The sequence below is a fragment of the Parageobacillus caldoxylosilyticus genome (assembly GCF_019272935.1).
Taxonomy (GTDB): domain Bacteria; phylum Bacillota; class Bacilli; order Bacillales; family Anoxybacillaceae; genus Saccharococcus; species Saccharococcus caldoxylosilyticus.
On the sequence record NZ_CP040553.1, the window covers coordinates 2,918,730 to 2,944,646 of the forward strand.

Sequence of the window (25,917 nt, forward strand, 5' to 3'; positions counted from 1 at the left end):
AAAGATATGGCAAAAGAATATGATCTCGTCATCCTTGGCGGCGGAACTGGAGGATATGTGGCGGCGATTCGTGCTTCCCAATTAGGGTTAAAAACAGCCGTTGTCGAAAAAGGCAAGCTGGGCGGAACGTGTCTGCATGCGGGCTGCATTCCAAGCAAGGCGCTGCTGCGGAGTGCGGAAGTATATGCGCAAACGAAAAACAGCGAAACGTTCGGCGTCGTGGCAAACGATGTGCGCCTTGACTTCGCCAAAGTGCAGGCGCGCAAAACAGCCATTATCGAACAGCTCCATAAAGGCGTCCAACACTTGATGAAAAAAGGAAAAATTGACGTCTATGCCGGCACGGGGCGCATTTTAGGACCATCGATTTTCTCGCCAATGCCGGGAACGATTTCCGTGGAAATGAATGACGGTTCGGAAAATGAGATGCTCGTGCCAAAAAACGTCATCATCGCCACAGGTTCGCGCCCGCGGACGCTGCCGGGTCTTGACATTGACGGCAAATTGGTCATGACATCCGATGAAGCGCTGCAAATGGAAACACTTCCTTCTTCGATTATTATCGTCGGCGGCGGTGTCATTGGCATTGAATGGGCATCCATGCTGAATGATTTCGGCGTTGACGTGACGGTGCTAGAATACGCCGACCGCATTTTGCCGACGGAAGATCACGACGTCTCCAAAGAAGTGGAAAAGCTCTTAAAACGCCGCGGCATTACGATTGTGACAGAGGCGAAAGTGCTTTCAGAAACATTGGAAAAAGGAAACGGGGTCACGATTAAAGCGGAATATAAAGGCGAACAAAAAACATTTACCGCCGAAAAAATGCTCGTTTCCGTCGGCCGGCAGGCAAACATTGAAGGAATCGGCATCGAAAATACAGATATTGTCGTAGAAAAGGGATTTATTCAAACGAACGAGTTTTATCAAACGAAAGAGTCGCATATTTATGCGATTGGCGATGTCATTGGCGGTTTGCAGCTAGCGCACGTAGCGTCTCATGAAGGAATCGTTGCTGTAGAGCATATCGCTGGCCAAAATCCATCACCAATCGACTATACCATGATTTCGAAATGCGTCTACAGCCGTCCGGAAGTCGCAAGTGTCGGCTTGACGGAAGAAGAAGCGAAAGCAAAAGGATATGAAGTAAAAGTCGGCAAATTCCCGTTTAAAGCGATCGGCAAAGCGCTCGTGTTTGGCGAAGCGGAAGGATTTGTGAAAATCATAGCCGATCAAAAAACGAACGACTTGCTTGGTGTTCATATGGTCGGTCCTCACGTAACCGATATGATTTCCGAAGCGGGACTCGCCCGCGTCCTCGACGCGACGCCATGGGAGGTCGCGCATACGATTCATCCGCATCCGACGTTATCAGAGGCGATGGCAGAAGCGGCGCTTGCTGTGGATGGAAAAGCGATTCATTTTTAAGCGAATAAAGGGAGGTTGTTTCGATGGCAGAAAATCGTCACCAAGCGCTAGGCTTAAGCGATGAAACGGTATTGCAAATGTATGAAACGATGTTGTTGGCTCGCAAAATCGACGAGCGTATGTGGTTATTAAACCGCGCTGGAAAAATTCCGTTCGTTATCTCTTGCCAAGGACAAGAAGCGGCGCAAGTCGGCGCGGCATTTGCCCTTGACCGCACGAAAGATTACGTTTTGCCTTATTACCGTGATATGGGCGTTGTTTTAACATTTGGAATGACACCGACGGAATTAATGCTTTCCGCGTTTGCAAAAGCCGAAGATCCGAACTCCGGCGGCCGGCAAATGCCGGGTCACTTCGGGAAAAAGAAAAATCGCATCGTCACCGGCTCATCTCCAGTAACGACGCAAGTGCCGCATGCAGTTGGCATCGCGCTGGCGGCGAAAATGGAAAAGAAAGATTTTGTCGCTTTTGTGACGTTCGGGGAAGGATCATCGAACCAAGGCGATTTCCATGAAGGTGCCAACTTTGCCGGCGTGCATAAATTGCCTGTCATTTTCATGTGCGAAAACAACAAATACGCGATTTCCGTGCCAATTTCAAAACAATTGGCATGCGAAAAAGTATCGGACCGCGCCATCGGCTACGGCATGCCGGGCTATACGGTAGACGGAAACGATCCGCTTGAAGTGTACAGAGTTGTCAAAGAAGCAGCGGACCGCGCCCGCCGCGGCGAAGGACCGACATTGATTGAAACGGTTTCCTATCGTTTAACCTCGCATTCTTCCGACGACGACCAACGCGCATACCGTTCCGAAGAAGAGTTGGAAGAAGCGCGCGCCAAAGATCCGATTATTTCGTTTGCGAAATATTTGAAAGAAGTCGGTGTATTGACAGATGAACTGGAGAAAAAAATTCACGACCGCGTCATGAAGCAGGTGAACGAAGCGACGGATTATGCAGAAAAAGCGCCGTATGCAGAACCAGAACATGCCTTAAAGTACGTATACGCAGAGAAGTAAGGGGGAATGGACGATGCCAGTGATTTCCTATATTGATGCTGTGACGATGGCGATTCGTGAGGAAATGGAACGCGACCCGCGCGTTTTCGTATTAGGGGAAGACGTGGGCAAAAAGGGCGGAGTATTTAAAGCGACGCAAGGATTGTATGAACAGTTCGGCGAAGAGCGAGTCATTGACACTCCGCTGGCCGAATCCGCGATCGTTGGCGTCGGCATTGGCGCGGCGATGTACGGACTGCGCCCGATTGCCGAAATTCAATTTGCCGATTTCATCATGCCGGCGGTCAACCAAATTATTTCTGAAGCGGCCCGCATTCGCTACCGTTCAAACAACGACTGGAACTGCCCGATCGTCATCCGCGCCCCGTACGGCGGCGGCGTTCACGGCGCATTATATCATTCACAATCGGTGGAAGCGATTTTTGCGAACCAGCCAGGTTTAAAAATTGTCATGCCATCGACTCCGTATGATGTGAAGGGGCTTTTGAAAGCGGCGATTCGCGATGAAGATCCGGTTCTTTTCTTTGAACATAAGCGCGCGTATCGTCTGATTAAAGGCGAAGTGCCGGAAGACGATTACGTATTGCCAATCGGCAAAGCCGACGTTAAACGCGAGGGCGACGATATTACCGTTATTACGTATGGGTTATGCGTTCATTTTGCGCTGCAAGCGGCAGAACGGGTAGCGCAAGACGGCATTTCCGTTCATATTCTTGATTTGCGTACGGTATATCCGTTAGATAAAGAAGCGATTATTGAAGCAGCAAGCAAAACAGGAAAAGTGCTTCTGATTACGGAAGATAACAAAGAAGGAAGCGTCATGAGCGAAGTGGCCGCCATTATCGCTGAACATTGCTTGTTTGATTTAGATGCGCCAATTATGCGCCTTGCCGGTCCAGACGTTCCGGCGATGCCATACGCGCCAACGATGGAAAAATTCTTTATGGTCAACCCGGATAAAGTGGAAAAAGCGATGCGCAAGCTAGCAGCGTTTTAAGCAGGCGGATTTTTGCGATTCAAAATGCAGATTTGAACGGAGATAGGAGGTCATCTACGTGGCAATTGAACAACTTACCATGCCCCAGCTTGGGGAAAGCGTCACCGAAGGCACGATCAGCAAATGGCTCGTTTCCGTCGGCGACAAAGTCAATAAATACGATCCGATCGCCGAAGTCATGACCGATAAAGTAAACGCGGAAATTCCTTCGTCATTTACGGGCGTGATCAAAGAAATTATCGCGAAGGAAGGAGAAACGCTGCCGGTTGGCGCCGTGATTTGTACGATGGAAGTGGAAGGAGAAGGAACAGCAGCGGAAACGAAACAAGAGGAAGCACCGAAAGCAGAAGAAACAAAGGAAGAAGCTGCCCAAGCTCCGAAAAAAGCGGATCGGGCCAATAAAGGGCGCTATTCGCCAGCCGTTCTTCGCCTCGCTCAAGAACATAATATTGATTTGGAGCAAGTGCAAGGAACGGGGCTGGGCGGACGGATTACGCGCAAAGATTTGTTAAAACTCATCGAATCCGGAAATATCCCGAAAACCGGTGGGCAGCCAGCCGCTTCGGCCCAGCCTGCACCGCAGCCGACACCAGCGCAGGAAGCGCCAAAAGCAGAACCAGCAGCTGCTCCAAAACAACCAACGGCTCCAAACGTCCCTGTTCAAGCAGGAGACATCGAAATTCCGGTCACACCGGTGCGCAAAGCGATCGCCGCGAACATGCTTCGCAGCAAGCACGAAGCGCCGCACGCCTGGACGATGGTCGAAGTCGATGTCACAAACTTGGTTGCGTATCGCGACTCAATCAAAGACGAATTCAAAAAACGCGAAGGCTTCAATTTAACGTATTTTGCCTTCTTCGTCAAAGCGGTCGCCCAGGCGCTCAAAGAATTCCCGCAGCTCAACTCGATGTGGGCGGGCGACAAAATCGTGCAGAAAAAAGATATCAATATCTCAATCGCCGTTGCAACAGATGATGCGTTATTCGTGCCAGTCATTAAGCACGCCGACGAAAAATCAATCAAAGGCATCGCCCGTGAAATCGCCGAGCTCGCCGCCAAAGTGCGCGCCGGCAAACTCCGCCCGGAAGACATGCAAGGCGGCACGTTTACAGTGAACAACACCGGCTCTTTCGGTTCGGTGCAATCGATGGGCATCATCAACTATCCGCAAGCAGCGATTTTGCAGGTCGAATCGATTGTCAAACGCCCGGTTGTCAAAGACGGCATGATCGCGATCCGCGACATGGTGAACTTATGTTTATCGCTTGACCACCGCGTTTTAGACGGTCTCATTTGCGGCCGCTTCCTGGCGCGTGTCAAAGAGATTTTGGAAAACGTATCGAAAGACAATACGCCGATTTATTAATATAGGAGAACCTCACCGCAAATTCGTTTAACTATACTATAATGATTAGAGGATATTATGTTCAGTATAAGGACATATATCCTCTTTTTTCATACATAATAGATTCATTATATAGATATTGAAAATATGGTCTATTATGTATACTTATAGGCAAAACATATTTTTGTTTTAAAAGAGGTGGAGGACATAGCCCACAGCGGGAGGCGTAGCGAGGTCTTTCGACCGAGCGTAAAAAAGAAAAGATATTAGGTGGTGAAGATCTATGAGGGTGCAAGAGGTTTTCTTAGAGAATAACATTAGATACATATTAGTGGATGAAAAAGGATTTCCTGTGATTCCTGTGGTAAAGTATCTGAAGTATTTAGATACAACAGGGAAAAGCAGGAATACACTGAAGACCTACTGTTATGCGTTAAAGCAGTATTTTGTGTTTTTACAGGAAAAGAAGAAGGATTACAGGAAAGTTCGTTTAGAGGACTTGGTGGAGTTTGTCGCATGGTTGAGGAATCCATATGAAAGCACAAAGGTGACTCCCCTCCAACCTGTGAAAGCAAAGAAAACAGAAAAAACGATTAATCTGACGATTACAGCCGTCACCAATTTTTATGACTATTTGTATCGAAATGAGGAACTTCCAAATGATCTGGTCGATAAGTTGATGAAGCAAGATTTTACAGGAGGAAGAACCAGATACAAGGATTTTCTGTATCATGTCAATAAAAATAAGCCTTCTAACCGTCATATTCTGAAGGTCAAAGAGCCAAGAAAAAAGCTGAAAGTTTTAACGAAAGAAGAAGTACAACAATTGATAAAAGCAACCACTAACATCCGAGATAGATTGTTAATTCAATTGCTTTTTGAAACAGGATTGCGAATTGGTGAGGTGCTTTCTCTATTCATTGAGGATTTTATTTTTGATCATAAGAACGGACATCGGATTCGTTTAGTCCATCGAGGGGAACTGGAGAACGGAGCAAAACTAAAAACAGGGGAACGGGAAATTTATGTTTCCCAAGCCTTAATGGATTTGTTGGATGATTACTTGTATGAGGTAGTGGATGAGTTGGACTTCAATACAAATTTCTTGTTTATCAAATTGCGCGGCAAGAACGTAGGTCAACCCATGACCTATAGCGATGTAGAAGCCTTATTTAAGCGATTGAAAAAGAAAACAGGGATCCATGTTCATCCTCACCTTTTACGCCATACACACGCTACCATGTACTACCAACAAACGAAAGATATTAAACAAGTACAAGAACGATTAGGACATTCTCAAATCCAAACCACGATCAATTTGTATCTCCATCCTTCGGATGAAGAAATCCGTAAGAATTGGGAGAAGGCACAACATGCGTTTGACATCACAAAAAAATCTGGAAAGGATTCGATCGAATGAATATTCAACAACACCCTATTCATCAATTAAGTTTCCATGAACGTTTACAGCAAGAGTTATCAACCTATACCGAAAAAACCATCCATAAAGACGGCTCGATAACTACCAAAGTTGAACCAAATCCATATTTTTTAGTCAATGATAAATGGGACATTAATGTAATAGGAACTATTTCTAACTTCAAAGAACAATTTTCAAACTATAAGGATTCACATAGATATATTCTATTTCAAGTGAAAAGCCCATCTGTCAACTTGGAAATTAAGTATGTGTTCTACCATAAGTTATTTCGGGATGAATGGAGTTTAACAACTGTTTGGATTGGACTGGCTGCAATTCTTCGAAAATTGACCGCCTTCCTAAATGCAAAGTACCCCACCTTATATTCCCTACTTGATTTGGAGATAAATCAAGTAGAGCGAGAATGGTTGCTTTGGTTAACCGAGCAAAGGATTAAAACACAAAAAATTAAAAAACATTATTATGGTGAACGCACAGTTAAATCACAAACAGCAACCATTTTACGAGTCTTACAAACGAAGCTTTTTGAATTAACTGACAATCGTGAAGAATGGGAAAAAGACCGATGGGATGTAAGGGTCCTACATGATAAGTATGGGATTGAGTACAACAAAAGTAAGTCTGACCATTACATTGACTTCACCAAGTTTGAAAACATGAACATACGTCAGCAAGTAAAACAGTATATCAAGCAACGCTTATTAAGTAAAAACCGTTTCGCTTGGAGTAGCGCAATAAACTATTTTACCAATTTACTAAAATTCTTCTCTTTCTTGTTTTCTTTAGAACCGACTTGGAATGATTTAAGTGGGTTAAAGCGTTCCCATATGGAACAGTACATTCAATGGTTGCATGAATATGCGGAAAGCAACTTAAAGCAAAAGAATGCGCATCCTGAACGCTATATATCATATGCCCTATATATCGTAGGAAGGTTTCTTGAAGACATTCAACGATATGGATACGATATCGCTCCCGAAACTAATGTAAATTTGTTAATTTTCCCAGAAGACAAACCAAAACCAAAGAAGAAATCCATTGACCAAATTGACTATATTCCTGATTATGTGTTGGAGCAACTATTCACTCATATCAATCATCTTCACAAAGATATTCAGACTATAATATGGGTAGCCTTTAAAACAGGATTGCGGATTTCCGATGTACTAGGCTTAACACAAGATTGTTTAGTCAAACTAAACGGAAAATATTATATCGAGACCGATATTGAAAAAACCTACGTAAAAGGACATCGGATTCCGATTGATGAAGAATTAGCCAATATTCTTGCGGTATTGATTGATAAATCCATAAAAAATAGCAATGACGACAACAATCCTGAAAAATTTATTTTCGTTCGTTATCGAGGTTCCCGCAAAGGAAAACCATTTAGTCAAGCTTTCATTCGGTATGAACTAAATAAATTAGCAAAAACCAAGAATATTATAGACGAAAACGGTCATGTCTTTCATTTTAAAACACATCAATTCCGCCATACCTATGCGGTCAAAATGTTAAATAGTGGAGTCGATATTTTAACGGTTCAAGAATTATTAGCACATGCTTCACCTGAAATGACCCTACGATACGCTAAGTTATTAGACGATACCAAGCGTAAAGCATTTGAGGAAGCAATAAAACAAGGTGTATTTAGTTTTGACCTAAATGGGGAGGTTCGGGAAGTAAAACCTAATAAGGATATTCCAGAAGATATCTTGGAAACATTGTGGCGTGATCATAAATTGAATGCGATTGATAATCCATACGGAACTTGTCACGCAAGAATCAACGGAAATTGTCCGTATGCCGAAGAACCACCATGTCTAACATGTAACGGTGGAAGCCCATGTAAGGACTTAGCCATCGGTTTTTCTGATTTGGATATACAGAAGTATGAATTATTAATCAAAACAACCACAAAAACGATAGAAGCTTTGGAACAGCGTGGCAGGAATGATATCGCTGAAAAGAATAAAAGGAATTTAGAGCGTTACGAGAAAATCTTAAACACCATTAAAGAAGGCAATATCATCTTTGGGCGATTAGAACGAATCAAACGAAAGCAAGGTGTTTCCAATGGCTAACTATGACCGTAGAGAGCATTTGAAAGCCATTCATGCCTCCAGAAAGGCTCTCACCTATCAAAAGGTCGATGAAGCCATTAAAAGGCTCATACGAGCCAATGAGAGCATTAATTTTAATAGCGTAGCAAATGAAGCAGGGGTAGCGAAAGCAACACTTTACAACCATTCTGAACTGCGTGAGCGTATTGAAACCTTACGCCAACAACAAGCACAAGCTCCTACTGCGAAACAAATAAAGCGAGAAATGAATGAGAGCAACAAAGACGCTCTTATTGAATCGTTGAAACGAAAAATCAAAAAGTTAGAAGACGAAAACAAGCAATTACGGGAACAGTTAAAATTAGCTTACGCAGAGGTATATAAGAAGTTATAGTAACAAAAGGGAACATTGTTTCCTTTCTTCTTCAACTAACGGTCAAGTTAGTTGAAGAAGAATTTATTATATTTAGGAGATTTTGAAGGCAAATTAACCAAAATAAATCATCTTTTTTAGGGGAGGCTATCTAAAAAAGGAGGTAGCTTTTTATATGAAACGGATTCTAATTTCACTTGTTATATGTTTATTATTCTGGAATTTATCATTGTCCTACCAAGTTGTAGCAAAGACTAATATTACTGGCGAGGAAAAACATACTGATTTTTATGATGCTTTGTTAGTTTTATTAGACCCATATGCGAGGAAAGCAATAAACAACAAGTACCCATCTCGCAGTTATGGGTTATGGAATGCAGAAATATTAGAAGTGAATCGGAAAACTGAAGGATATTCTCAATATGACTTTACAATAAAGGTTAAATATGATACTTATACAGGTCCTCATAATCCACCAGAAGGTCCAGTCATTCTAACTTTTGATGTAAAGTTAGATAGGGTTACTGTAACTAAGGTTGAAGGATGATTTTTGAAATCGTTTTGTTTAAGCTAACGGGATGCTTTAGTTGAATAAGAAAGGACATTACATATTAGTCATATACAATATGTAATGTCCTTTTATTTACTTATATTTCTCTAATTTAGGTCTTGATAAGCTTTTTTGGATGATGTATAAAATTTTGTGTAAAGCATTTTACTAGATCAAAATAAAAAAGGTAGGGTATTCTCTGATTGAACCCAAACATTCCAGAGAAAGGAGAACCCTACCTATGTCTAAAAGTATACCGAATGTCGACTGGGCAAATCAACTGGAAAGTGTCATTCGTCAGTTTGTAAAGGAAAAATTAGAACTGATCATGCGGGAAGAAATCAAGAATTTCCTCGAAATAGAACAGGCCGGAACATCAAATATGAGAAACGGCTACTATCAACGAAATCTAGATACGCAATATGGCCGGATTGAAGGTCTTTTGGTCCCTAGAGACCGAAACGGAGAATTTCAAACCCAATTGTTCGCTCCTTACCAACGCCACACCGGCTGGCTGGAGGAAGCCATCATCAGGATGTATCAAAGTGGCATGAGTACGCGTGAAATTGGCAAGTTTATTGAACGAATTTTAGGCAATGCCTATTCTCCTGCAACGATCAGCCGTATTACCGATGTAGTGAAGGAAGACATCGAGAAATGGCACACTCGTCCACTGCACAAGCGTTATTCCGTCTTATATTTGGATGGTTTATACGTAAAACTTCGTCGCGAAACCGTGGAGAAAGAAGTCATTTATGTGGTGTTAGGGGTGAACGAAGAAGGATATCGCGAAATTCTTGATTTTTTTGTGGGAGGACAAGAAAGCGCCTATGTATGGCAGGAAATTCTTCAACACCTCTACCAAAGAGGCGCCAAGGAAGTGCTTCTGGGCGTATTCGATGGACTACCAGGGTTGGAGGAAGCCTTTAAGGCGGTTTATCCGAAAGCCGATGTGCAGCGTTGTGTCGTTCACAAAGTCCGTAACACGCTCCATCGTGTTCGGAAAAAAGACCAATTTGAAGTGGCCGAGGATCTCAAGCTGATTTATCGCGCGCCGAATAAGGAGATGGCGTTACAGATGTTTCAACAGTTTGAGTCGAAATGGTCAAGCAAGTATCCGAGAGAAGTCCAATCTTGGGCCAATGAGTTGGATGTCCTCCTTACATTTATGGATTATCCAAGCAGTATTCGAAGTGTGATTTATACGACCAATGCCATCGAACGAACGATCAAGGAGATTCGGAAACGTCTAAAGCCGATGAACAGTTTGAATAGTTTAGAAGCCGCTGAAAAAGTCGTATATTTGACCATTCAAGATTTTAATGAGAAATGGGCAGGACGAAAGTTACGAGGATTTGCCGAAGCACAGGAAGCCCTCGAGCGAATGTTTGAAGAACGTTATCATTAACCAAATACTGTAAATAAACAAAATAGGGGGATTCTCCCTTTCCACACAGGAGACTGAATATTCAGTCTCCTGTGTGGAGGAAACTAGTTCCCTATTCATTCCAAATCCATTTCAGAGAAACCCTACCCCCATTATATTACACAAAATTCTTGACGGTACCCTTTTTTGTGGTGAGGTTTTTCGTGTTATAATACTCTTTAATAGAAATTTCTCTTAGAAAAAATGATTTATTATTACTGAAGTGATGGAACAGGAAAAATGAAAGCCGATAATTGTTGGTATGCATTGCAAGAATATACGGCCCATGGCATTGTTTTTGTTTTAGCGTCTATGAAAAAGCAAATGGAATTTGATCGATTTTAGGCTTTGTCTTTTCGCAAACGTTTTTTGTTCGTTGCTAGAACGATGCACATGTACTACAATAAAAAATATCAGTAATATTTTTAAAAGTGCAAAAGAAAGCGGTTTCTATGGATGGGAGAAAGCACTGAAAAGGGGGAAAACATAGTGAGCGATATTTCAACGATGAAAAATGTGACGTTTCCCGCTCCAAGCTTTGCGGAGTGGAAGCAGGAAGTGGAAAAGTCATTAAAAGGGAAACCGTTCGAAAAATTGTATTCGACTACATATGAGAATATCACGATTCAGCCTATTTATACGCGCCATGATGTAGAGAAGCTTGCCTATATCGAACAGTATCCGGGTTTTGCTAATTATATCCGCGGCACCAGGCCAAATGGATATATCAAAGAACCTTGGAAAGTAAGCCAGGAAATTTCCGCAAGCAGTCCAACCGAGTGGAACGAGATCGTCAAGCATGATTTGGAAAAAGGGCAAACGGAAATCCATATCGTATTGGAGCGGTTAGGGTTTCCAGTTACATCGCTTGACGATATCGAAGCTATGTTTTCCGGTATTTCATTGGATATGTATTCGCTTCGCGTCGATGCGGGAGCACAGTCGCTTTCATTTTTAGCGCTGTTCGCCGCTTATTTGCAACAACGGCAAATACCGTTTAATACGGTGCGCGGAACGATTGGCATGGATCCCATCGGCGCGCTGGCGGAAACAGGAAAGCTCTCTCCATCGGTTGCGGCTTTGTATGATGTCATGGCGGATGTAACGAAGTGGGCGCAAGAACATATGCCAAACGTAAAAACGGTGATCGTCCGCGGCGAGCCGTATCATAATGGCGGAGCGAACGCGGTGCAAGAGCTGGCTTTCGCCTTTGCAACAGCAGTGGAATATATCCGTGCTTGCTTGGATAGAGGAGTGGCGGTTGATGCCATTGCGCCGCGAATCCAGTTTTCGTTCTCTGTCGGCTCCAACTTTTTTATGGAAATCGCCAAGCTTCGCGCGGCAAGGCTCATTTGGTCCAATATTGTCAAAGCGTTTGGCGGCAGTGAGTCATCGCAAAAAATCGCGATGCATGCACGCACGTCCTATTTTACGAAAACGGTGTACGATCCGTATGTCAACATGCTTCGCGCGGCGGCCGAGGCGTTTGCGGCAACGGTTGGCGGCACAGACAGCCTTCATGTTTCTCCGTTTGACGAAGCGATCGGCCCAGCTGATGAATTTTCGCGGAGAATTGCCCGCAACACGCAGCTGATTTTGTTGGAAGAAGCGCATATCGCCAATGTCATTGACCCGGCTGGCGGTTCGTACTATGTGGAAACGTTGACGGCTCAAGTGGCGGAAGAAGCGTGGAAGCTGTTCCAGCAAATTGAAGCAAGAGGCGGCATCGTTCAGGCGCTCGCGGACGGCTTTGTGCAGGAGCAAGTGGAAGCAGTCGCAAGGCAGCGCAAGAAAAACGTCGAAACGAGAAAAGAAAAAATTGTCGGCACCAATTTTTACGCGAACTTGGCGGAAGCACCGGTTGAAAAAACGAATATAAGCAACGAACATCAGCGGTCTTCATCCGTCATCAACAAAGAGCATGCTGCCGCGCTGCAGGCGGGCTTTGCCAATCAGCAATGGATCGAAACGGCAGTTGACATGGCTTTGCGCCGAGCAACCGCTCGGGAAATCGAAGCAGCATTGAAAACAGAGGAAGCGTCCATCCATGTCAAGCCGATTACACAATGGCGCCTTGCCGAACCGTTCGAACGGCTGCGCAAAGCTTCGGAAGCCTATCTGAAAAAATACGGTTCTCGCCCTGCCGTTCATCTCATCAATATCGGAAATATTCCAAACTATAAAGCGCGCGCCGATTTTATTACCGGCTTTTTTGAAGCCGGCGGGATGGCTGTTGAAAAAAGCGAAGGCGTTCATAGCGCTGAGGAAGCGGTGTCAGAAGCAATCAATGCAAACGGGACGCATTATGTTATTTGCGGCTCGGATGAAAGCTACACTGATATTGTTCCGGCGATCGCCAAAGCGTTCAAGCAGGCAAAGCCAAACGTGAAGCTGTATGTCGCCGGAAAACAGCCGGCCGATATCGAACAGACTTTCATCGAGGCTGGGGTCGATGGCTTTATCCATATCGGTTCGAACTGTTATGAAATGATTGTATCGTTTATGAAAGAGATGGGGGTGGCCCTCAATGAATAAACAAGTTGATTTTACCAATCTTTCGCTAGAAATCACAAAACAAACGGCAGATGAGCGACAATGGAAACAGGCGATCGAAGACAAGGTGCGGGCATCCATCGATGACCTGCTGTTTCAGACGAATGAGCATATCGCCATTAAGCCGCTTTATACGAAAAAAGATATCGAAGATTATGATTTTCTTGATTATATGCCGGGAATCCCACCGTATTTGCGCGGGCCGTATCCGTCGATGTACGTGAATCGGCCGTGGACGATCCGGCAATATGCGGGGTTTTCGACAGCGGAAGAAAGCAATGCCTTTTACCGCCGCAATTTGGCGATGGGGCAAAAAGGGCTGTCCGTTGCCTTTGACCTTGCCACCCACCGCGGCTATGACTCCGATCATCCACGCGTCGTCGGCGACGTCGGCAAAGCAGGGGTGGCGATCGATTCGGTTTTGGATATGAAGATTTTGTTTGACGGCATTCCGCTTGACCAAATGTCGGTGTCGATGACAATGAACGGTGCAGTGCTGCCGATTATGGCGTTTTATATTGTCACGGCCGAAGAGCAAGGCGTCACGCAAGACAAGCTTTCCGGGACGATTCAAAACGATATTTTAAAAGAATATATGGTGCGCAACACTTACATTTATCCTCCGGAAACGTCGATGCGCATCATTGCGGATATTTTTGAGTACACTTCAAAATACATGCCAAAGTTTAACAGCATCAGCATTTCCGGCTACCATATGCAAGAAGCGGGGGCGCCGGCCGATATTGAATTGGCGTATACGCTCGCTGACGGATTGGAGTACGTGCGCACTGGCTTAAAAGCAGGAATTGATATCGACTCCTTTGCGCCACGGCTTTCCTTCTTCTGGGCGATCGGCATGAATTATTTCATGGAAGTTGCGAAAATGCGCGCGGCGCGCATCATGTGGGCGAAAATGATGAAAACGTTCAACCCGAAAAACCCGAAATCGCTCGCATTGCGGACGCACTCGCAAACATCGGGATGGAGCTTGACCGAACAAGATCCGTTTAACAATGTCGTGCGCACATTGATCGAAGCGCATGCGGCGGCGCTTGGCCATACGCAGTCGCTCCATACGAACGCGCTCGATGAAGCGATCGCGCTTCCGACCGATTTCTCGGCGCGCATTGCCCGTAATACACAGCTTTACTTGCAAGATGAAACGGGGATTTGCAATGTCATTGACCCATGGGCAGGTTCTTATTATGTAGAAACGTTAACGAACGAATTGATGAAACGGGCGTGGAAGCATATTGAAGAAATCGAAAGCCTTGGCGGCATGGCCAAAGCAATTGAAACGGGGATTCCGAAAATGCGCATTGAAGAAGCGGCGGCAAGACGCCAAGCACGCATTGACTCCGGGGCGGAAACGATCATCGGCGTCAACAAATACCGTCCGGAAAAAGAAGAGCCGATTGAAATTTTAGAAGTCGACAATACGGCGGTGCGGATGCGCCAGATTGAAAGATTAAAACAGCTGCGCGCCTCCCGCGATGAGCAAAAAGTACAAGAGGCGCTTGACGCGATTACGAAAGCGACGGAAACAGGAGAAGGAAATTTGCTTGAATTGGCCGTGCAGGCGGCGCGCGTCCGTGCGACATTGGGCGAAATTTCGTATGCGATTGAAAAAGTGGCGAAGCGCCATAAAGCGGTGATCCGCTCGATTAGCGGCGTGTACAGCTCCGAATTCCAAAATGAAGAGCAATTTGAACGCGTCAAAAAAATGACCGATGAATTTTATGAATTGGAAGGGCGTCGCCCGCGGATTATGATTGCGAAAATGGGGCAGGACGGCCATGACCGCGGGGCGAAAGTGATCGCGACGGCGTTTGCCGATTTAGGATTTGACGTTGACATCGGCCCGCTGTTCCAGACGCCGGAAGAAACGGCGCGCCAAGCGGTTGAAAACGATGTCCATGTCGTCGGCATCAGCTCGCTCGCCGGCGGTCATAAAACGTTGCTGCCGCAATTGGTGGAAGAACTGCGCAAGCTTGGCCGCGAAGATATTATCGTTGTTGTCGGCGGCGTCATTCCGCCGCAAGATTATGAGTTTTTATATCAACACGGCGCATCTGCCATTTTCGGGCCGGGAACAGTTATTCCAGTTGCCGCCGAAAAAGTGATCGAAGAAATTTATAAACGTCTCGGTTACGAGGAAGTGAGCCAATGAGCGACGAACGAACACAGCGCCCCGAATGGGTGGAAGAGGACAAGGGAGACGAATTTGCCACTACGTATGTGAAAGCGGCTCCTCCGTCCGCCCCAAAGCGGTGGGTGAAACGAAAAGAACGGTCCGTGGAGGAGTATGTCGCCGGCGTGCTAAACAATGACCGCACGATTTTGGCGCAGGCGATCACCTTGGTGGAAAGCAATGCCGCGAAGCATATGGACATCGCCCAGCAAGTGCTAAATAAACTTTTGCCGCACGTCGGCAAGTCGATCCGCATCGGCATCACCGGTGTGCCGGGAGCGGGGAAAAGCACGTTCATCGAAGCGTTTGGCACGTTTTTATGCGAAAAAGGCCATCGCGTCGCTGTGCTGGCGGTCGATCCGAGCAGTTCCATTACCGGCGGCAGCATCCTCGGCGATAAAACGCGGATGGAAACGCTGGCCCGCCATCCGCGCGCTTTTATTCGTCCGTCCCCGTCAGGCGGAGCGCTTGGCGGCGTGCACCGCAAAACGCGGGAAACGATGATGCTTTGCGAAGCGGCGGGCTATGACATCATTTTAGTCGAAACGGTCGGCGTCGGGCAAAGCGAGTTTGTCGTCCGCGGCATGGTCGATTTCTTTTTAATGCTGGTGTTGACCGGAGCAGGTGACGAATTGCAAGGAATGAAGCGCGGAATTATGGAATTAACCGATGCGATTGTGATTAACAAAGCGGATGGCGACAATAAGCCGAAAGCGTTGGCGGCCCAAAAAGAATACAATCAATTTCTCCACTATTTGCGTCCAGCAACGCCGGGCTGGGAAACAAAAGCGTATACGTGCTCGGCGCTTTTAGGAGAAGGCATCGAAGAGATTTGGAACGTGATTGAGAAGTTTGTGGAAACGACGAAACAGTCGGGCGTGTTTGATATGCGCCGGCGCCATCAACAAAAAGATTGGATTTACTCGATGATTAAAGATTATTTAGAAACAAGTTTCTTTTCCCATCCTGCGGTAAAAGAGAAGCTGCCGGTCATTGAAAATAAGGTTATTTCTGGAACACAATCCGTTACTTCCGCGGTACGGGAACTCATTAAGATATATGAAAGTAGGTCATAATGGAAAAATGTGATACGATAGGAGAAGGAGGTGCTTAGCATGTTTCAATTTCCACTATTTAATGATATTGTGGAACAATCACGCCGCGAAATCGTGGAGGCTGGCTTTGAAGAGTTGCGTACTCCTGAAGAAGTTGATGCGGCATTCAAGCGTCCAGGCACAACGCTTGTGATGATTAACTCGGTATGCGGTTGTGCGGGGGGCATTGCTCGTCCTGCAGCGGCACACGCGATTCATTATGACAAACGTCCAGACCATCTTGTAACCGTATTTGCCGGACAAGATAAAGAGGCAACGGCGCGGGCAAGGGAATATTTTGAAGGACAGCCGCCTTCTTCTCCATCTTTCGCTTTATTAAAGGATGGCAAGCTTTGTATGATGATTCATCGCCATGAAATCGAAGGGCATGAGCCGATTGAAGTCGTTCAAAAGCTGCAGGCGGCATTTGATCAATATTGTGATGAAGTATAACGGAGCTGAATTTTTCAGCTCCGTTATTTATTTGCTTGTTATTTTCAAAAAGTAAAAATGATTTATTTATAATAAAAAAATGAATTGCATAATTATTACTTAATGTGTTAATATACAAAACGTAGAATATATATTCAAAAACAAAGTGTGTATTATTAATCTTTAAAACTTATTCATAATATTATAAAAATTATTTAATTTTTTTGAGCAGAGAGGGAGAGACACCGTATGAAAAAATCGTTGTTGCTTTTTATTGCTAGCATTCTATTAATTGGTTTGCTCTCGGCGTGTGGCACAGGGGGGCAGAAAAACGGAAGCGGAGAGCAAAAGAAAGTATTAAAAATGGGCACTTCCGCCGACTATGCGCCATTTGAATATATTGATACGGCGAAAGGGAATGACATTATTGGCTTTGATGTCGATTTGGCGAAAATGATTGCGAAAGAATTGGGATATGAAATTCAAATCGTGGATATGGATTTTACTGGTCTTATCCCAGCACTGCAGTCGGGAAAAGTCGATTTTGTGTTGGCGGGAATGACACCGACGGAAAAACGCAAGAAAAGCGTTGATTTCTCGGATGTGTATTATGTAGCGCGAAACATGATCGTTTCCAAAAAAGGAAGCGGCATTAAAACGGTCGAAGATTTAAAAGGAAAAACGGTTGGTGTTCAAACTGGCTCGATTCAAGAAGGAGAAGCAAATAAAATTGCAAAGACAGTTGACATGAAAATTGAAAGCCGCAACCGCATTCCGGAGTTAATTCAAGAGATTCAAGCAGGGCGCTTTGATGCAGCGATTATCGAAGATACAGTCGCAAAAGGGTATTTGAAAAATAGCAATGGCAAATTAGAAGGGCACACGATGCCAACAAGCGAACAAGAAGCAGGCTCCGCTATCGCCTTCCCGAAAGGCAGCAAGCTGCGCGATGAGTTTAACAAAGTATTGCAAAAAAAAATGAAAAACGGCGAAGTGGACAAGTTGATTAAAAAATGGTTTGACCAGTAAAGTTATGCGTTCAAAAAGGATCTGATCTCCTTTTTGAACGTTTTCACTATGTTGCAAGGAAGGATGAAGGCTCACGTGAATTTAGATTTTTCGCAAATTGTTCCATCAATTCCGTATATATTGCAAGGAATCGCAGTTACGTTAAAAATTGTCGTTTTTGCGGCGTTGTTAGGGTTTGTGTTTGGAGTTATTTTAGCGTTAATGAAGATTGGCGGAATGAAGGTTTTGACATGGTTTGCCGATGCCTATACATCCGTGTTTCGCGGCACGCCGCTTGTATTACAGCTTGTTCTTATTTATTTTGGAATACCGCAGCTTACCGGTTTTGAAATTGACGCGTTTCCCGCAGCGGTCATCGCGTTCGGGTTAAACTCCGCCGCCTATGTCTCTGAAATTATCCGTGCCGGCATTTTAGCCGTTGATAAAGGACAGCGGGAAGCGGCGCTGGCGCTTGGTGTTCCGTATAAGCTAATGATGCGAGACATTATTTTGCCGCAAGCGCTGAAAAATATTTTGCCGGCATTGATGAATGAATTGATTACATTGACGAAAGAATCTGCGGTTGTAACGGTAATTGGAGCAATGGATGTCATGCGGCGGGCTTACATCGTTGGCGGACAAGTTTATCGGTATATTGAGCCGCTATTGATTGCTGGATGTATTTACTATGTTTTAGTCATGCTTCTTACGCTGCTTGGCAAAGCGTTAGAAGGGAGATTGAGAAAAAGTGATTAAAGTCGAGGATTTGCATAAATCGTTTGGGAAATTAGAAGTATTAAAAGGAATTACGACAACGATTAAGCAAGGCGAGGTAGTGGCGGTGATCGGTCCATCCGGGTCGGGAAAATCGACGTTTTTACGCTGCTTAAACTTGTTGGAGGAACCGACGCGGGGGAGAATTTGGATTGGTGACCAGGAAATTACGGATAAAAAGACAAACATTATGAAAGTGCGCCAGCATGTCGGCATGGTGTTTCAACATTTTCATTTGTTTCCTCATATGACCGTGCTTGAAAATGTCACGTATGCCCCGATTAAAGTAAAAGGAATGACGAAAGCCGAAGCGGAGGCAAAAGGCATCGAGTTGTTGAAAAAGGTCGGATTGGAACAAAAGGCAAACGAATATCCAAGCCGGCTGTCGGGCGGGCAAAAGCAGCGCGTGGCGATTGCAAGGGCGCTTGCTATGTCGCCGGATGTGATGCTGTTTGACGAACCAACGTCAGCGCTTGACCCGGAAATGGTCAAAGAAGTTCTTGAAGTAATGAAGTCGCTTGCCCATACGGGAATGACGATGGCGATTGTCACTCATGAAATGGTCTTTGCCCGTGAAGTCGCTGACCGGGTGTTGTTTTTAGACGGCGGCCAGCTTGTCGAGGACGCGCCGCCACATGAATTTTTTGCATCTCCGAAAAGCAAGCGGGCTCAAGAATTTCTTGAAAAGATGTTATAATGAAGTACAATAAAAAGATGATCTTTGGATCATCTTTTTTAATTTTGGTCAGGGGAATGAAGAAATGGTGAAAATCGGATACCGCACAGCGAAAACAGCAATAGGCACCGCGCTTTCGATTAGCATCGCCCAGCTAGCAGGGTTACATAATTTTGCCTCTGCCGGCATTATTACGATTTTATGCATTCAAGTCACAAAAAAACGATCGCTGCAAACGGCATGGGCTCGCTTTGTCGCCTGTGTCGTAGCGATGTTGTTTTCTTATATCTTTTTCCGAGGGATCGGCTATTATCCGTTTACGGTCGGACTATTGCTTCTCTTTTTTATTCCGACGACCGTATGGCTGAAGGTAAATGAGGGGATCGTCACCAGCTCGGTCATTATTCTCCATTTGTACGCAGCAAGGCAGTTTACATGGTCCATTATTTTCAATGAACTGCTGCTGATTGCCATCGGTATGAGCGTGGCGCTGTTGATGAATATGTATATGCCAAGCGCAGAAAAGAAGCTAAAGGAATATCAGCGCATTGTCGAAGATTTATTCCGCATTATTTTAAAAGAGATTGTCCGCTATTTGCGCACAAATGAAACGGATTGGGACGGAAAAGAATTGCCGCTTGCGGCCGAGACGCTGCAGCAGGCAAAGCAATTGGCGCTGCGCAATGTCGAAAATCGCATGCTGCGGTACGAGGACGAATATGTTCATTATTTTCGCATGCGGGAAAGACAGCTGGAAATTATAGAAAGAGTGCTGCCGCTTGTTACTTCGCTGACGTATACGGTAGAGCAACGCATGATGATCGCCGATTTTATCGACAAATTAAGCGATGCCATTCATCCGGGCAATACGGCCGACCGTTTTCTCCGCGAGCTTTATGATATGCGAAAACGGTTTGAAACGATGCCGCTTCCAAAAACACGCGAAGAATTTGAGGAACGCGCCGCGCTATTGCATTTAGTAAAAGAGTTGGAGCAATATTTGATTATTAAAAGTCAGTTTGGTGTATCGGAAAGGAAAAAATAAACTTCCGCTGCGATGGGCGAACGATGCATGCTTGCACTGCGTTTGTTTCACACTATAATAAAAACAACGGAAAAAGGGTGAAACAAAATGGTACGCTTTCTGCTAGCAGCCATGTTGTTCGTTTCTTCGTTCTTGTCGTTTCTTGACTTTTCCGCAGCGGAGATAACTCCGTTGATCATTATCAATAAGACAACCAATAAAATGGCCTTTATCCGTAACGGAAGAATTGAATCAGTATATCCAGTGGCGACGGGCGTCAATGCGTCATTAACGCCGGAAGGGCTGTTTACCGTGACGGTGAAAGCGAAAAATCCGTATTACCGCAAAAAAAACATTCCAGGCGGTGCGCCAAACAATCCGCTTGGAACGCGATGGATCGGTTTTAATGCGCGAGGAACGGGCGGCCGCATATATGGAATCCACGGCACCAACAACCCAGCCTCCATCGGAAAATATGTCTCGCTAGGCTGTGTGCGCATGTATAATCAAGACGTCGAACAGGTATACGAAAAAGTGCCGATCGGCACAAAAGTGCTGATTATCCGCAGCAATGAATCGTTTTATTCGATTGCCAAGCGATATGGGGCGCTTTGATGAAAAGGCAAGCTTCCTCATCACGGAGCTTGCCTTTTTCGTGCAGACAAAGCGACCTGTTGAAAAACGGATGACCCCGCCGCCTCCGCTTTTCTAATTAAAACCACATGCTAATGCCGGCTAAAATCGTGGTAATGAGCATGGAAATCAACATTAAATAAACGACGAACTTTTGTGTTTTCCGGGACATTGTATTTCCTGGTTACTAAAATCTATAAAAATCGACTCCTCGCGATGGAACCGGGAAACACCGCTTGCCGCTCAGGAAACACCTGAGTTCCATCAGGAAGGGAATCCCTCATGTCTCACCAGCTGCGAAAGACACCCCGTGGCTCGCTGTCAGCGACGGCGCCCGTCGCACACCATTCCTTCCCTCGGTCCGTACACGACAACGATTTTAGCAACCAGGTCTACACCTCCTTCTGCAAGACGGGCGTTTCTGTTTACCATTGTACAGTGGCGGAAAAATAAGGACAAGGGAAAAACTTGTCCATGATTGTCATGAAAAAGCAGGATTTTTTGTCGAAAGAGCGAACATACATAATGTTCACATTATTTTAACAGCAAAGGGGATTGACAATGAACGTAAAAAAGGTTGATCATGTCGGCATCGCCGTTAAATCGCTTGAGAAAACGCTGCCATTTTATGTCGATATACTGCAGCTAAAATTTCTCGGCGTGGAGGAAGTAGAATCGGAAAAAGTAAAAGTCGCCTTTTTGAAAGCAGGAGAAACGAAAATCGAACTGCTTGAACCTACATCGCCGGAAAGCGCGATTGCAAAATTTATTGAAAAGCGCGGTGAAGGGATTCATCACGTCGCGCTTGGAGTGGACGATATACAAGAACGGATCAACGAGTTGAAAGAAAAAGGAATTCGCATGATTCAAGAAACGCCAAAACGCGGCGCCGGCGGTGCGCTTGTCGCCTTTATGCATCCGAAGTCAACCGGAGGAGTTTTGTACGAACTTTGCGAGAGAAAGGATGCGGAGGTGTAAGCGATGGCTGACATGTATGACAAAATTAATGAGCTGTATGACCGGCGCCGCGAAATCGAGCTTGGCGGCGGCGATGATAAAATTGAAAAGCAGCACGCCAAAGGAAAACTGACCGCGCGCGAACGCATTGATTTGCTTCTCGACGAAGGGACGTTTGTCGAGTTGAATCCGTTTATTGAACATCGCTGCACCGATTTTGGCCTTGATGGAAAAAAAGGCCCTGGAGACGGCGTTGTGACCGGATACGGGAAAATCAACGGCCGCACCGTATTTGTCTTTTCACAAGATTTCACGGTATTCGGCGGTGCGCTTGGAGAAATGCACGCGAAAAAAATCGCCAACATTATGGATTTAGCGGCTAAAACGGGAGCGCCAGTCATCGGTCTGAATGATTCCGGTGGCGCGCGCATTCAAGAAGGGGTATTGTCGTTAGACGGATATGGACATATCTTTTACCGCAACGCCATTTATTCCGGTGTCATTCCGCAAATTTCCGTCATTATGGGACCATGCGCGGGCGGCGCTGTCTATTCGCCGGCGATCACCGATTTTGTATTCATGGTCGAAAAGACGAGCCAAATGTTTATTACAGGTCCGAAAGTGATCGAAGCGGTGACGGGAGAAAAAATTAGCGCTGAAGATTTAGGCGGTGCCCGCGTCCATAACACGATCAGCGGCAACGCCCACTTTTCCGGAGCAACCGAGGAAGAAGTGCTCCATCAAGTACGGCAGCTATTAAGCTATTTGCCGCAAAACAGTCAAGAAAAACCGCCGTTTGGCCCGATTCCAAACGAAGACGACTATCGTCCCGATTTAGCCGATGTCGTGCCGATTGATGCGGTCCGGCCGTATGATGTGCGCAACGTTATTTTGCAGGTCGTCGATGAAGGCTCGTTTATGGAAGTACAAAAAGATTTCGCGAAAAACATCGTTGTTGGCTTTGCCCGCATCAAAGGCGAAGTCGTCGGGCTGGTGTGCAATCAGCCGAAATTTATGGCCGGCGGGCTTGACATTGATTCGTCTGACAAAGCAGCGCGCTTTATCCGCTTCTGCGATTCATTTAACATCCCGCTTATTACGTTTGAAGATGTCACCGGCTTTTTCCCGGGTGTCAAGCAGGAGCACGGCGGCATCATTCGCCACGGCGCGAAAATTTTGTATGCGTATTCTGAAGCGACGGTTCCAAAAATTACTGTCATTTTGCGGAAAGCATACGGCGGCGCGTATGTGGCGCTTAACAGCAAGTCGATCGGTGCCGACGTCGTTTACGCGTGGCCGAACGCCGAAATCGCCGTGATGGGGCCGCAAGGAGCGGCGAACATTATTTTTGCGAGCGAAATCGAAAACAGTCCGAATCCGGAAGAAACTCGCGCGCAAAAGATTGAAGAATATCGGCAAAAGTTTGCCAACCCATATGTCGCTGCCAAATACGGCATGATCGATGACGTCATCGACCCGCGCGACACGAGAATCAAGCTTATTCAGGCGCTGGAGATGCTCCGACATAAACACGAGGAACGCCCTCAGAAAAAGCATGGCAATATTCCGCTATAAAATAGTAAACCCCGCTGTCCATTCGTGGCAGCGGGGTTGATTCATTCGCTTCTTATTCTTCAAAAACAATTTTTCGCAATCATTGGCAAAATCGGTTATACTTTTAAGTGAGTACATACATAAGCAGGAGGAAGAATGAAGATGATCAATCAGCAACGTTTGGTCGACGAATTTTTGGAACTCGTGCAAATCGATTCGGAAACAAAGCATGAAGGAGAAATCGCCAAAGTATTAAAGCAAAAATTCGAAGCGCTTGGACTGCATGTCATCGAAGATGATGCCGCGGCAAAAACCGGACACGGCGCCGGCAATTTAATTTGTACGTTAGAGGCGACAAAAGAAGGTGTTGATCCGATTTATTTCACGTCGCACATGGATACAGTCGTGCCGGGAAAAGGCGTCAAGCCGTCGATTCAAGACGGATATGTCGTCACCGATGGAACAACGATTTTAGGAGCGGACGATAAAGCGGGCTTGGCGGCGATGTTTGAGGCGATTCGCGTCTTAAAAGAGCAAAACATTCCGCACGGCGTGATTCAATTTATTATTACTGTAGGGGAAGAATCTGGGCTTGTCGGGGCGAAAGCACTCGATTCGTCATTGATTCAAGCAAAATTTGGCTATGCGCTAGACAGCGACGGCAAAGTTGGCAACATTGTCGTTGCCGCTCCGACACAGGCGAAATTGAAAGTCGTCGTGCACGGCAAAACGGCGCATGCCGGTGTCGCTCCAGAAAAAGGAGTATCAGCGATTACGATTGCCGCAAAAGCGATTGCAAAAATGCCGCTTGGACGCATCGATGAAGAAACGACGGCAAACATCGGCCGCTTTGAAGGCGGAACACAAACAAATATCGTTTGCGACCGCGTCGATATTTTAGCAGAAGCGCGCTCCTTAGTGCCTGAAAAAATGGAAGCGCAAGTCGCGAAAATGAAGGAGGCATTTGAAACGGTTGCGGAAGAAATGGGCGGACGTGCGGAAGTAGAGGTTGAAGTCATGTATCCAGGCTTTAAGTTCGGCGACGGCGACCATGTTGTCGAAATTGCGAAACGTGCCGCGGCAAAAATCGGGCGTCCTTGTGAATTATTGCGCAGTGGCGGCGGCAGCGATGCGAACGTTATTGCCGGTTTCGGCATTCCGACGGTCAACTTGGCGGTCGGCTACGAAGACATTCATACGACGAACGAACGCATGCCGATTGAAGAGCTTGTCAAATTAACGGAAATGGTTGTCGCAATCGTTGAAGAAGTAGCGAAATAATAACGGGGCATCCATGTTTGGATGCTCCTTCTATATAAGAAGAGTTGTGAGCAATGAGGGGAGACGGTGGAATGAACAAGTTTGTTGTTTTTCAGCTCGAGCGCGAGCAATATGCGGTTCCGATCGAATATGTCATTTCCATTGAAAAAATGGTGGAGCCGACCATTATTCCGCAAATGCCTGACTATATGGTCGGGGTCGTTCGTATTCGCGGCGAGTTGGTGCCGGTGCTTGATACACGCAAACTGCTGTACGAGCGCCCGTTTGAAGAAACGGACAAGACGCGGCTTGTTGTCACCATGGCCAAAGATATTTCGGTTGCTTTTATTGTGGATGAGGCGAAAGAGATTCTCGATATTCCGGAAGAAGCGGTAAAGCAAGTCAATATGCTTGCCTATCAGCAAACACCTTATCTTGTCGGGGTCGCCAGCCTGCCGGAGCGGTTGATTATATTAATGGACCCGAACCGATTATTTGCCCATTTGGAAGAAGCAGACGAGATTAAGGAGCATATCCATAGTCACCAATGATTGGTGGCTTTTTCCTTAGACAGTGATGATATTGTGGTTCATGATGATCAGGCGATCAATTTGCAGATCGTTCGAATGATTGTCGAAAAACATCTGGAGGATTTTCGCGAGTATGCGAAGCAAGTGCTGGCGCAAGAAGACGAGGAATAGTGATGAGGGGTTGCTGTACGCAGCCTTTTTATTTTTAGGTGTTTGCCCATACATTTTTGTATTCCGCACATATCCTAGAAAAGGAGAGAACGAACTCCACTCGTTTTCTTGTCATTACCACGTGAAGTGCCAAAGGAGGATCTTAAATGGACGAAAGACAATTTGGAATGTATCCGGGTGGCGGATACTATCCGTATCATCATTATCCGTATCATCATTACCCGTATTATCCTTATTACTATCATCACCACTATCATTACCCGCACTATCCGCACTATCCATACGGCCATCAATACGGCGGATATGGCGGATATTAAGATTATCTTAAAGAGTCCTGGGTTCGGGACTCTTTTTTTATTTAAGAAATATCGTGTTACGTACGCGGCAAGCTTTTCTAAATCGCTCTAAATGTAATTCA

The 25,917-nt window shown here is 45.6% G+C and carries 24 protein-coding genes; 23 read left to right on the plus strand and 1 reads right to left on the minus strand.

The window, feature by feature from the left end:
* The first annotated feature begins 6 nt into the window (after positions 1 to 6).
* The 18 genes from lpdA to BV455_RS15095 all read left to right on the plus strand — a co-directional run bounded on the left by lpdA (position 7) and on the right by BV455_RS15095 (position 21,009).
* Entirely contained in the window at positions 7 to 1,428 is a 1,422-nt protein-coding gene (gene lpdA, locus BV455_RS15010; protein ID WP_218687361.1) for a dihydrolipoyl dehydrogenase, read from the plus strand.
* Positions 1,429 to 1,451: 23 nt separating this feature from the next.
* The gene (locus BV455_RS15015) at positions 1,452 to 2,447 is read left to right on the plus strand and encodes a thiamine pyrophosphate-dependent dehydrogenase E1 component subunit alpha (protein ID WP_061579915.1); all 996 of its coding nucleotides are present in this window, start codon (positions 1,452 to 1,454) and stop codon (positions 2,445 to 2,447) included.
* A 13-nt stretch (positions 2,448 to 2,460) separates the two neighbouring features.
* Positions 2,461 to 3,444, plus strand: a complete 984-nt coding sequence (locus BV455_RS15020) for an alpha-ketoacid dehydrogenase subunit beta (RefSeq protein ID WP_017435234.1) — start codon at positions 2,461 to 2,463, stop codon at positions 3,442 to 3,444.
* Positions 3,445 to 3,502: 58 nt separating this feature from the next.
* Entirely contained in the window at positions 3,503 to 4,810 is a 1,308-nt protein-coding gene (locus BV455_RS15025; protein WP_061579916.1) for a dihydrolipoamide acetyltransferase family protein, read from the plus strand.
* Positions 4,811 to 5,072: 262 nt separating this feature from the next.
* Positions 5,073 to 6,209 (plus strand): tyrosine-type recombinase/integrase, encoded by a 1,137-nt coding sequence (locus BV455_RS15030; protein WP_042409702.1) that lies wholly within the window; start codon positions 5,073 to 5,075, stop codon positions 6,207 to 6,209.
* The gene (locus BV455_RS15035; RefSeq protein ID WP_218687362.1) at positions 6,206 to 8,314 is read left to right on the plus strand and encodes a tyrosine-type recombinase/integrase; all 2,109 of its coding nucleotides are present in this window, start codon (positions 6,206 to 6,208) and stop codon (positions 8,312 to 8,314) included. The genes BV455_RS15030 and BV455_RS15035 overlap by 4 nt, the downstream gene beginning before the upstream one ends.
* On the plus strand, positions 8,307 to 8,687 hold the full coding sequence (locus tag BV455_RS15040) for a DUF6262 family protein (protein ID WP_042409697.1): 381 nt from the start codon (positions 8,307 to 8,309) through the stop codon (positions 8,685 to 8,687). Before BV455_RS15035 ends, BV455_RS15040 begins: the two co-directional genes overlap by 8 nt.
* Before the next feature lie 154 nt (positions 8,688 to 8,841).
* A complete protein-coding gene (locus tag BV455_RS15045; RefSeq protein ID WP_052510034.1) occupies positions 8,842 to 9,213 on the plus strand; it encodes a DUF3888 domain-containing protein in 372 nt (123 codons plus the stop codon).
* A gap of 244 nt (positions 9,214 to 9,457) precedes the next feature.
* Positions 9,458 to 10,624: an IS256 family transposase gene (locus BV455_RS15050; RefSeq protein WP_218687363.1), complete on the plus strand. Its 1,167-nt coding sequence runs from the start codon at positions 9,458 to 9,460 to the stop codon at positions 10,622 to 10,624.
* 507 nt (positions 10,625 to 11,131) lie between these two features.
* Positions 11,132 to 13,177 (plus strand): methylmalonyl-CoA mutase family protein, encoded by a 2,046-nt coding sequence (locus tag BV455_RS15055; RefSeq protein WP_218687364.1) that lies wholly within the window; start codon positions 11,132 to 11,134, stop codon positions 13,175 to 13,177.
* Positions 13,170 to 15,365, plus strand: coding sequence for a methylmalonyl-CoA mutase (gene scpA, locus BV455_RS15060; RefSeq protein ID WP_042408488.1), 2,196 nt, complete (start codon positions 13,170 to 13,172; stop codon positions 15,363 to 15,365). The genes BV455_RS15055 and scpA overlap by 8 nt, the downstream gene beginning before the upstream one ends.
* On the plus strand, positions 15,362 to 16,462 hold the full coding sequence (gene meaB / locus BV455_RS15065; RefSeq protein WP_218687365.1) for a methylmalonyl Co-A mutase-associated GTPase MeaB: 1,101 nt from the start codon (positions 15,362 to 15,364) through the stop codon (positions 16,460 to 16,462). The genes scpA and meaB overlap by 4 nt, the downstream gene beginning before the upstream one ends.
* Positions 16,463 to 16,501: 39 nt before the next feature.
* Positions 16,502 to 16,933 carry a BrxA/BrxB family bacilliredoxin gene (locus tag BV455_RS15070; protein WP_017435240.1) on the plus strand — a complete coding sequence of 144 codons (432 nt, stop codon included), beginning with the start codon at positions 16,502 to 16,504 and terminating at the stop codon, positions 16,931 to 16,933.
* Between the two features lie 228 nt (positions 16,934 to 17,161).
* A complete protein-coding gene (locus tag BV455_RS15075; RefSeq protein WP_218687366.1) occupies positions 17,162 to 17,941 on the plus strand; it encodes a transporter substrate-binding domain-containing protein in 780 nt (259 codons plus the stop codon).
* A 75-nt stretch (positions 17,942 to 18,016) separates the two neighbouring features.
* Entirely contained in the window at positions 18,017 to 18,676 is a 660-nt protein-coding gene (locus BV455_RS15080) for an amino acid ABC transporter permease (RefSeq protein WP_017435242.1), read from the plus strand.
* Complete coding sequence (locus tag BV455_RS15085) at positions 18,669 to 19,391, plus strand: amino acid ABC transporter ATP-binding protein (RefSeq protein ID WP_081159904.1); 723 nt, start codon at positions 18,669 to 18,671, stop codon at positions 19,389 to 19,391. The genes BV455_RS15080 and BV455_RS15085 overlap by 8 nt, the downstream gene beginning before the upstream one ends.
* A gap of 64 nt (positions 19,392 to 19,455) precedes the next feature.
* On the plus strand, positions 19,456 to 20,415 hold the full coding sequence (locus BV455_RS15090) for an aromatic acid exporter family protein (protein WP_017435244.1): 960 nt from the start codon (positions 19,456 to 19,458) through the stop codon (positions 20,413 to 20,415).
* Between the two features lie 87 nt (positions 20,416 to 20,502).
* On the plus strand, positions 20,503 to 21,009 hold the full coding sequence (locus BV455_RS15095) for a L,D-transpeptidase (RefSeq protein WP_017435245.1): 507 nt from the start codon (positions 20,503 to 20,505) through the stop codon (positions 21,007 to 21,009).
* Positions 21,010 to 21,106: 97 nt separating this feature from the next.
* Here the strand turns inward: BV455_RS15095 and prli42 are convergent, their stop codons facing one another.
* The gene (gene prli42 / locus BV455_RS20815; protein WP_017435246.1) at positions 21,107 to 21,199 is read right to left on the minus strand and encodes a stressosome-associated protein Prli42; all 93 of its coding nucleotides are present in this window, start codon (positions 21,197 to 21,199) and stop codon (positions 21,107 to 21,109) included.
* Positions 21,200 to 21,588: 389 nt separating this feature from the next.
* On the opposite strand from prli42, the gene mce reads away from it, so the two are divergent.
* The 5 genes from mce (at position 21,589) to BV455_RS15125 (ending at position 25,816) form a co-directional block, all read left to right on the plus strand.
* Positions 21,589 to 22,005 carry a methylmalonyl-CoA epimerase gene (gene mce, locus BV455_RS15105; RefSeq protein WP_017435247.1) on the plus strand — a complete coding sequence of 139 codons (417 nt, stop codon included), beginning with the start codon at positions 21,589 to 21,591 and terminating at the stop codon, positions 22,003 to 22,005.
* A gap of 3 nt (positions 22,006 to 22,008) precedes the next feature.
* Positions 22,009 to 23,559, plus strand: a complete 1,551-nt coding sequence (locus BV455_RS15110; protein WP_042408466.1) for an acyl-CoA carboxylase subunit beta — start codon at positions 22,009 to 22,011, stop codon at positions 23,557 to 23,559.
* 141 nt (positions 23,560 to 23,700) lie between these two features.
* The gene (locus tag BV455_RS15115) at positions 23,701 to 24,819 is read left to right on the plus strand and encodes a tripeptidase T (protein ID WP_017435249.1); all 1,119 of its coding nucleotides are present in this window, start codon (positions 23,701 to 23,703) and stop codon (positions 24,817 to 24,819) included.
* 71 nt (positions 24,820 to 24,890) lie between these two features.
* Positions 24,891 to 25,349 (plus strand): chemotaxis protein CheW, encoded by a 459-nt coding sequence (locus tag BV455_RS15120; protein WP_081159907.1) that lies wholly within the window; start codon positions 24,891 to 24,893, stop codon positions 25,347 to 25,349.
* 296 nt (positions 25,350 to 25,645) lie between these two features.
* On the plus strand, positions 25,646 to 25,816 hold the full coding sequence (locus BV455_RS15125; protein WP_017435252.1) for a hypothetical protein: 171 nt from the start codon (positions 25,646 to 25,648) through the stop codon (positions 25,814 to 25,816).
* Positions 25,817 to 25,917: the final 101 nt, after the last annotated feature.

What these genes read in the sequence shown, in the direction of transcription:
- lpdA (WP_218687361.1), top strand. Translation starts at nt 7, where the DNA reads ATGGCAAAAGAATATGATCTCGTCATCCTTGGCGGCGGAACTGGAGGA.
- BV455_RS15015 (WP_061579915.1), top strand. Translation starts at nt 1,452, where the DNA reads ATGGCAGAAAATCGTCACCAAGCGCTAGGCTTAAGCGATGAAACGGTA.
- BV455_RS15020 (WP_017435234.1), top strand. Translation starts at nt 2,461, where the DNA reads ATGCCAGTGATTTCCTATATTGATGCTGTGACGATGGCGATTCGTGAG.
- BV455_RS15030 (WP_042409702.1), top strand. Translation starts at nt 5,073, where the DNA reads ATGAGGGTGCAAGAGGTTTTCTTAGAGAATAACATTAGATACATATTA.
- BV455_RS15035 (WP_218687362.1), top strand. Translation starts at nt 6,206, where the DNA reads ATGAATATTCAACAACACCCTATTCATCAATTAAGTTTCCATGAACGT.
- BV455_RS15040 (WP_042409697.1), top strand. Translation starts at nt 8,307, where the DNA reads ATGGCTAACTATGACCGTAGAGAGCATTTGAAAGCCATTCATGCCTCC.
- BV455_RS15045 (WP_052510034.1), top strand. Translation starts at nt 8,842, where the DNA reads ATGAAACGGATTCTAATTTCACTTGTTATATGTTTATTATTCTGGAAT.
- BV455_RS15050 (WP_218687363.1), top strand. Translation starts at nt 9,458, where the DNA reads ATGTCTAAAAGTATACCGAATGTCGACTGGGCAAATCAACTGGAAAGT.
- scpA (WP_042408488.1), top strand. Translation starts at nt 13,170, where the DNA reads ATGAATAAACAAGTTGATTTTACCAATCTTTCGCTAGAAATCACAAAA.
- meaB (WP_218687365.1), top strand. Translation starts at nt 15,362, where the DNA reads ATGAGCGACGAACGAACACAGCGCCCCGAATGGGTGGAAGAGGACAAG.
- BV455_RS15070 (WP_017435240.1), top strand. Translation starts at nt 16,502, where the DNA reads ATGTTTCAATTTCCACTATTTAATGATATTGTGGAACAATCACGCCGC.
- BV455_RS15075 (WP_218687366.1), top strand. Translation starts at nt 17,162, where the DNA reads ATGAAAAAATCGTTGTTGCTTTTTATTGCTAGCATTCTATTAATTGGT.
- BV455_RS15090 (WP_017435244.1), top strand. Translation starts at nt 19,456, where the DNA reads ATGGTGAAAATCGGATACCGCACAGCGAAAACAGCAATAGGCACCGCG.
- BV455_RS15095 (WP_017435245.1), top strand. Translation starts at nt 20,503, where the DNA reads ATGGTACGCTTTCTGCTAGCAGCCATGTTGTTCGTTTCTTCGTTCTTG.
- prli42 (WP_017435246.1), bottom strand. Translation starts at nt 21,199, where the DNA reads ATGTCCCGGAAAACACAAAAGTTCGTCGTTTATTTAATGTTGATTTCC.
- mce (WP_017435247.1), top strand. Translation starts at nt 21,589, where the DNA reads ATGAACGTAAAAAAGGTTGATCATGTCGGCATCGCCGTTAAATCGCTT.
- BV455_RS15110 (WP_042408466.1), top strand. Translation starts at nt 22,009, where the DNA reads ATGGCTGACATGTATGACAAAATTAATGAGCTGTATGACCGGCGCCGC.
- BV455_RS15115 (WP_017435249.1), top strand. Translation starts at nt 23,701, where the DNA reads ATGATCAATCAGCAACGTTTGGTCGACGAATTTTTGGAACTCGTGCAA.
- BV455_RS15120 (WP_081159907.1), top strand. Translation starts at nt 24,891, where the DNA reads ATGAACAAGTTTGTTGTTTTTCAGCTCGAGCGCGAGCAATATGCGGTT.
- BV455_RS15125 (WP_017435252.1), top strand. Translation starts at nt 25,646, where the DNA reads ATGGACGAAAGACAATTTGGAATGTATCCGGGTGGCGGATACTATCCG.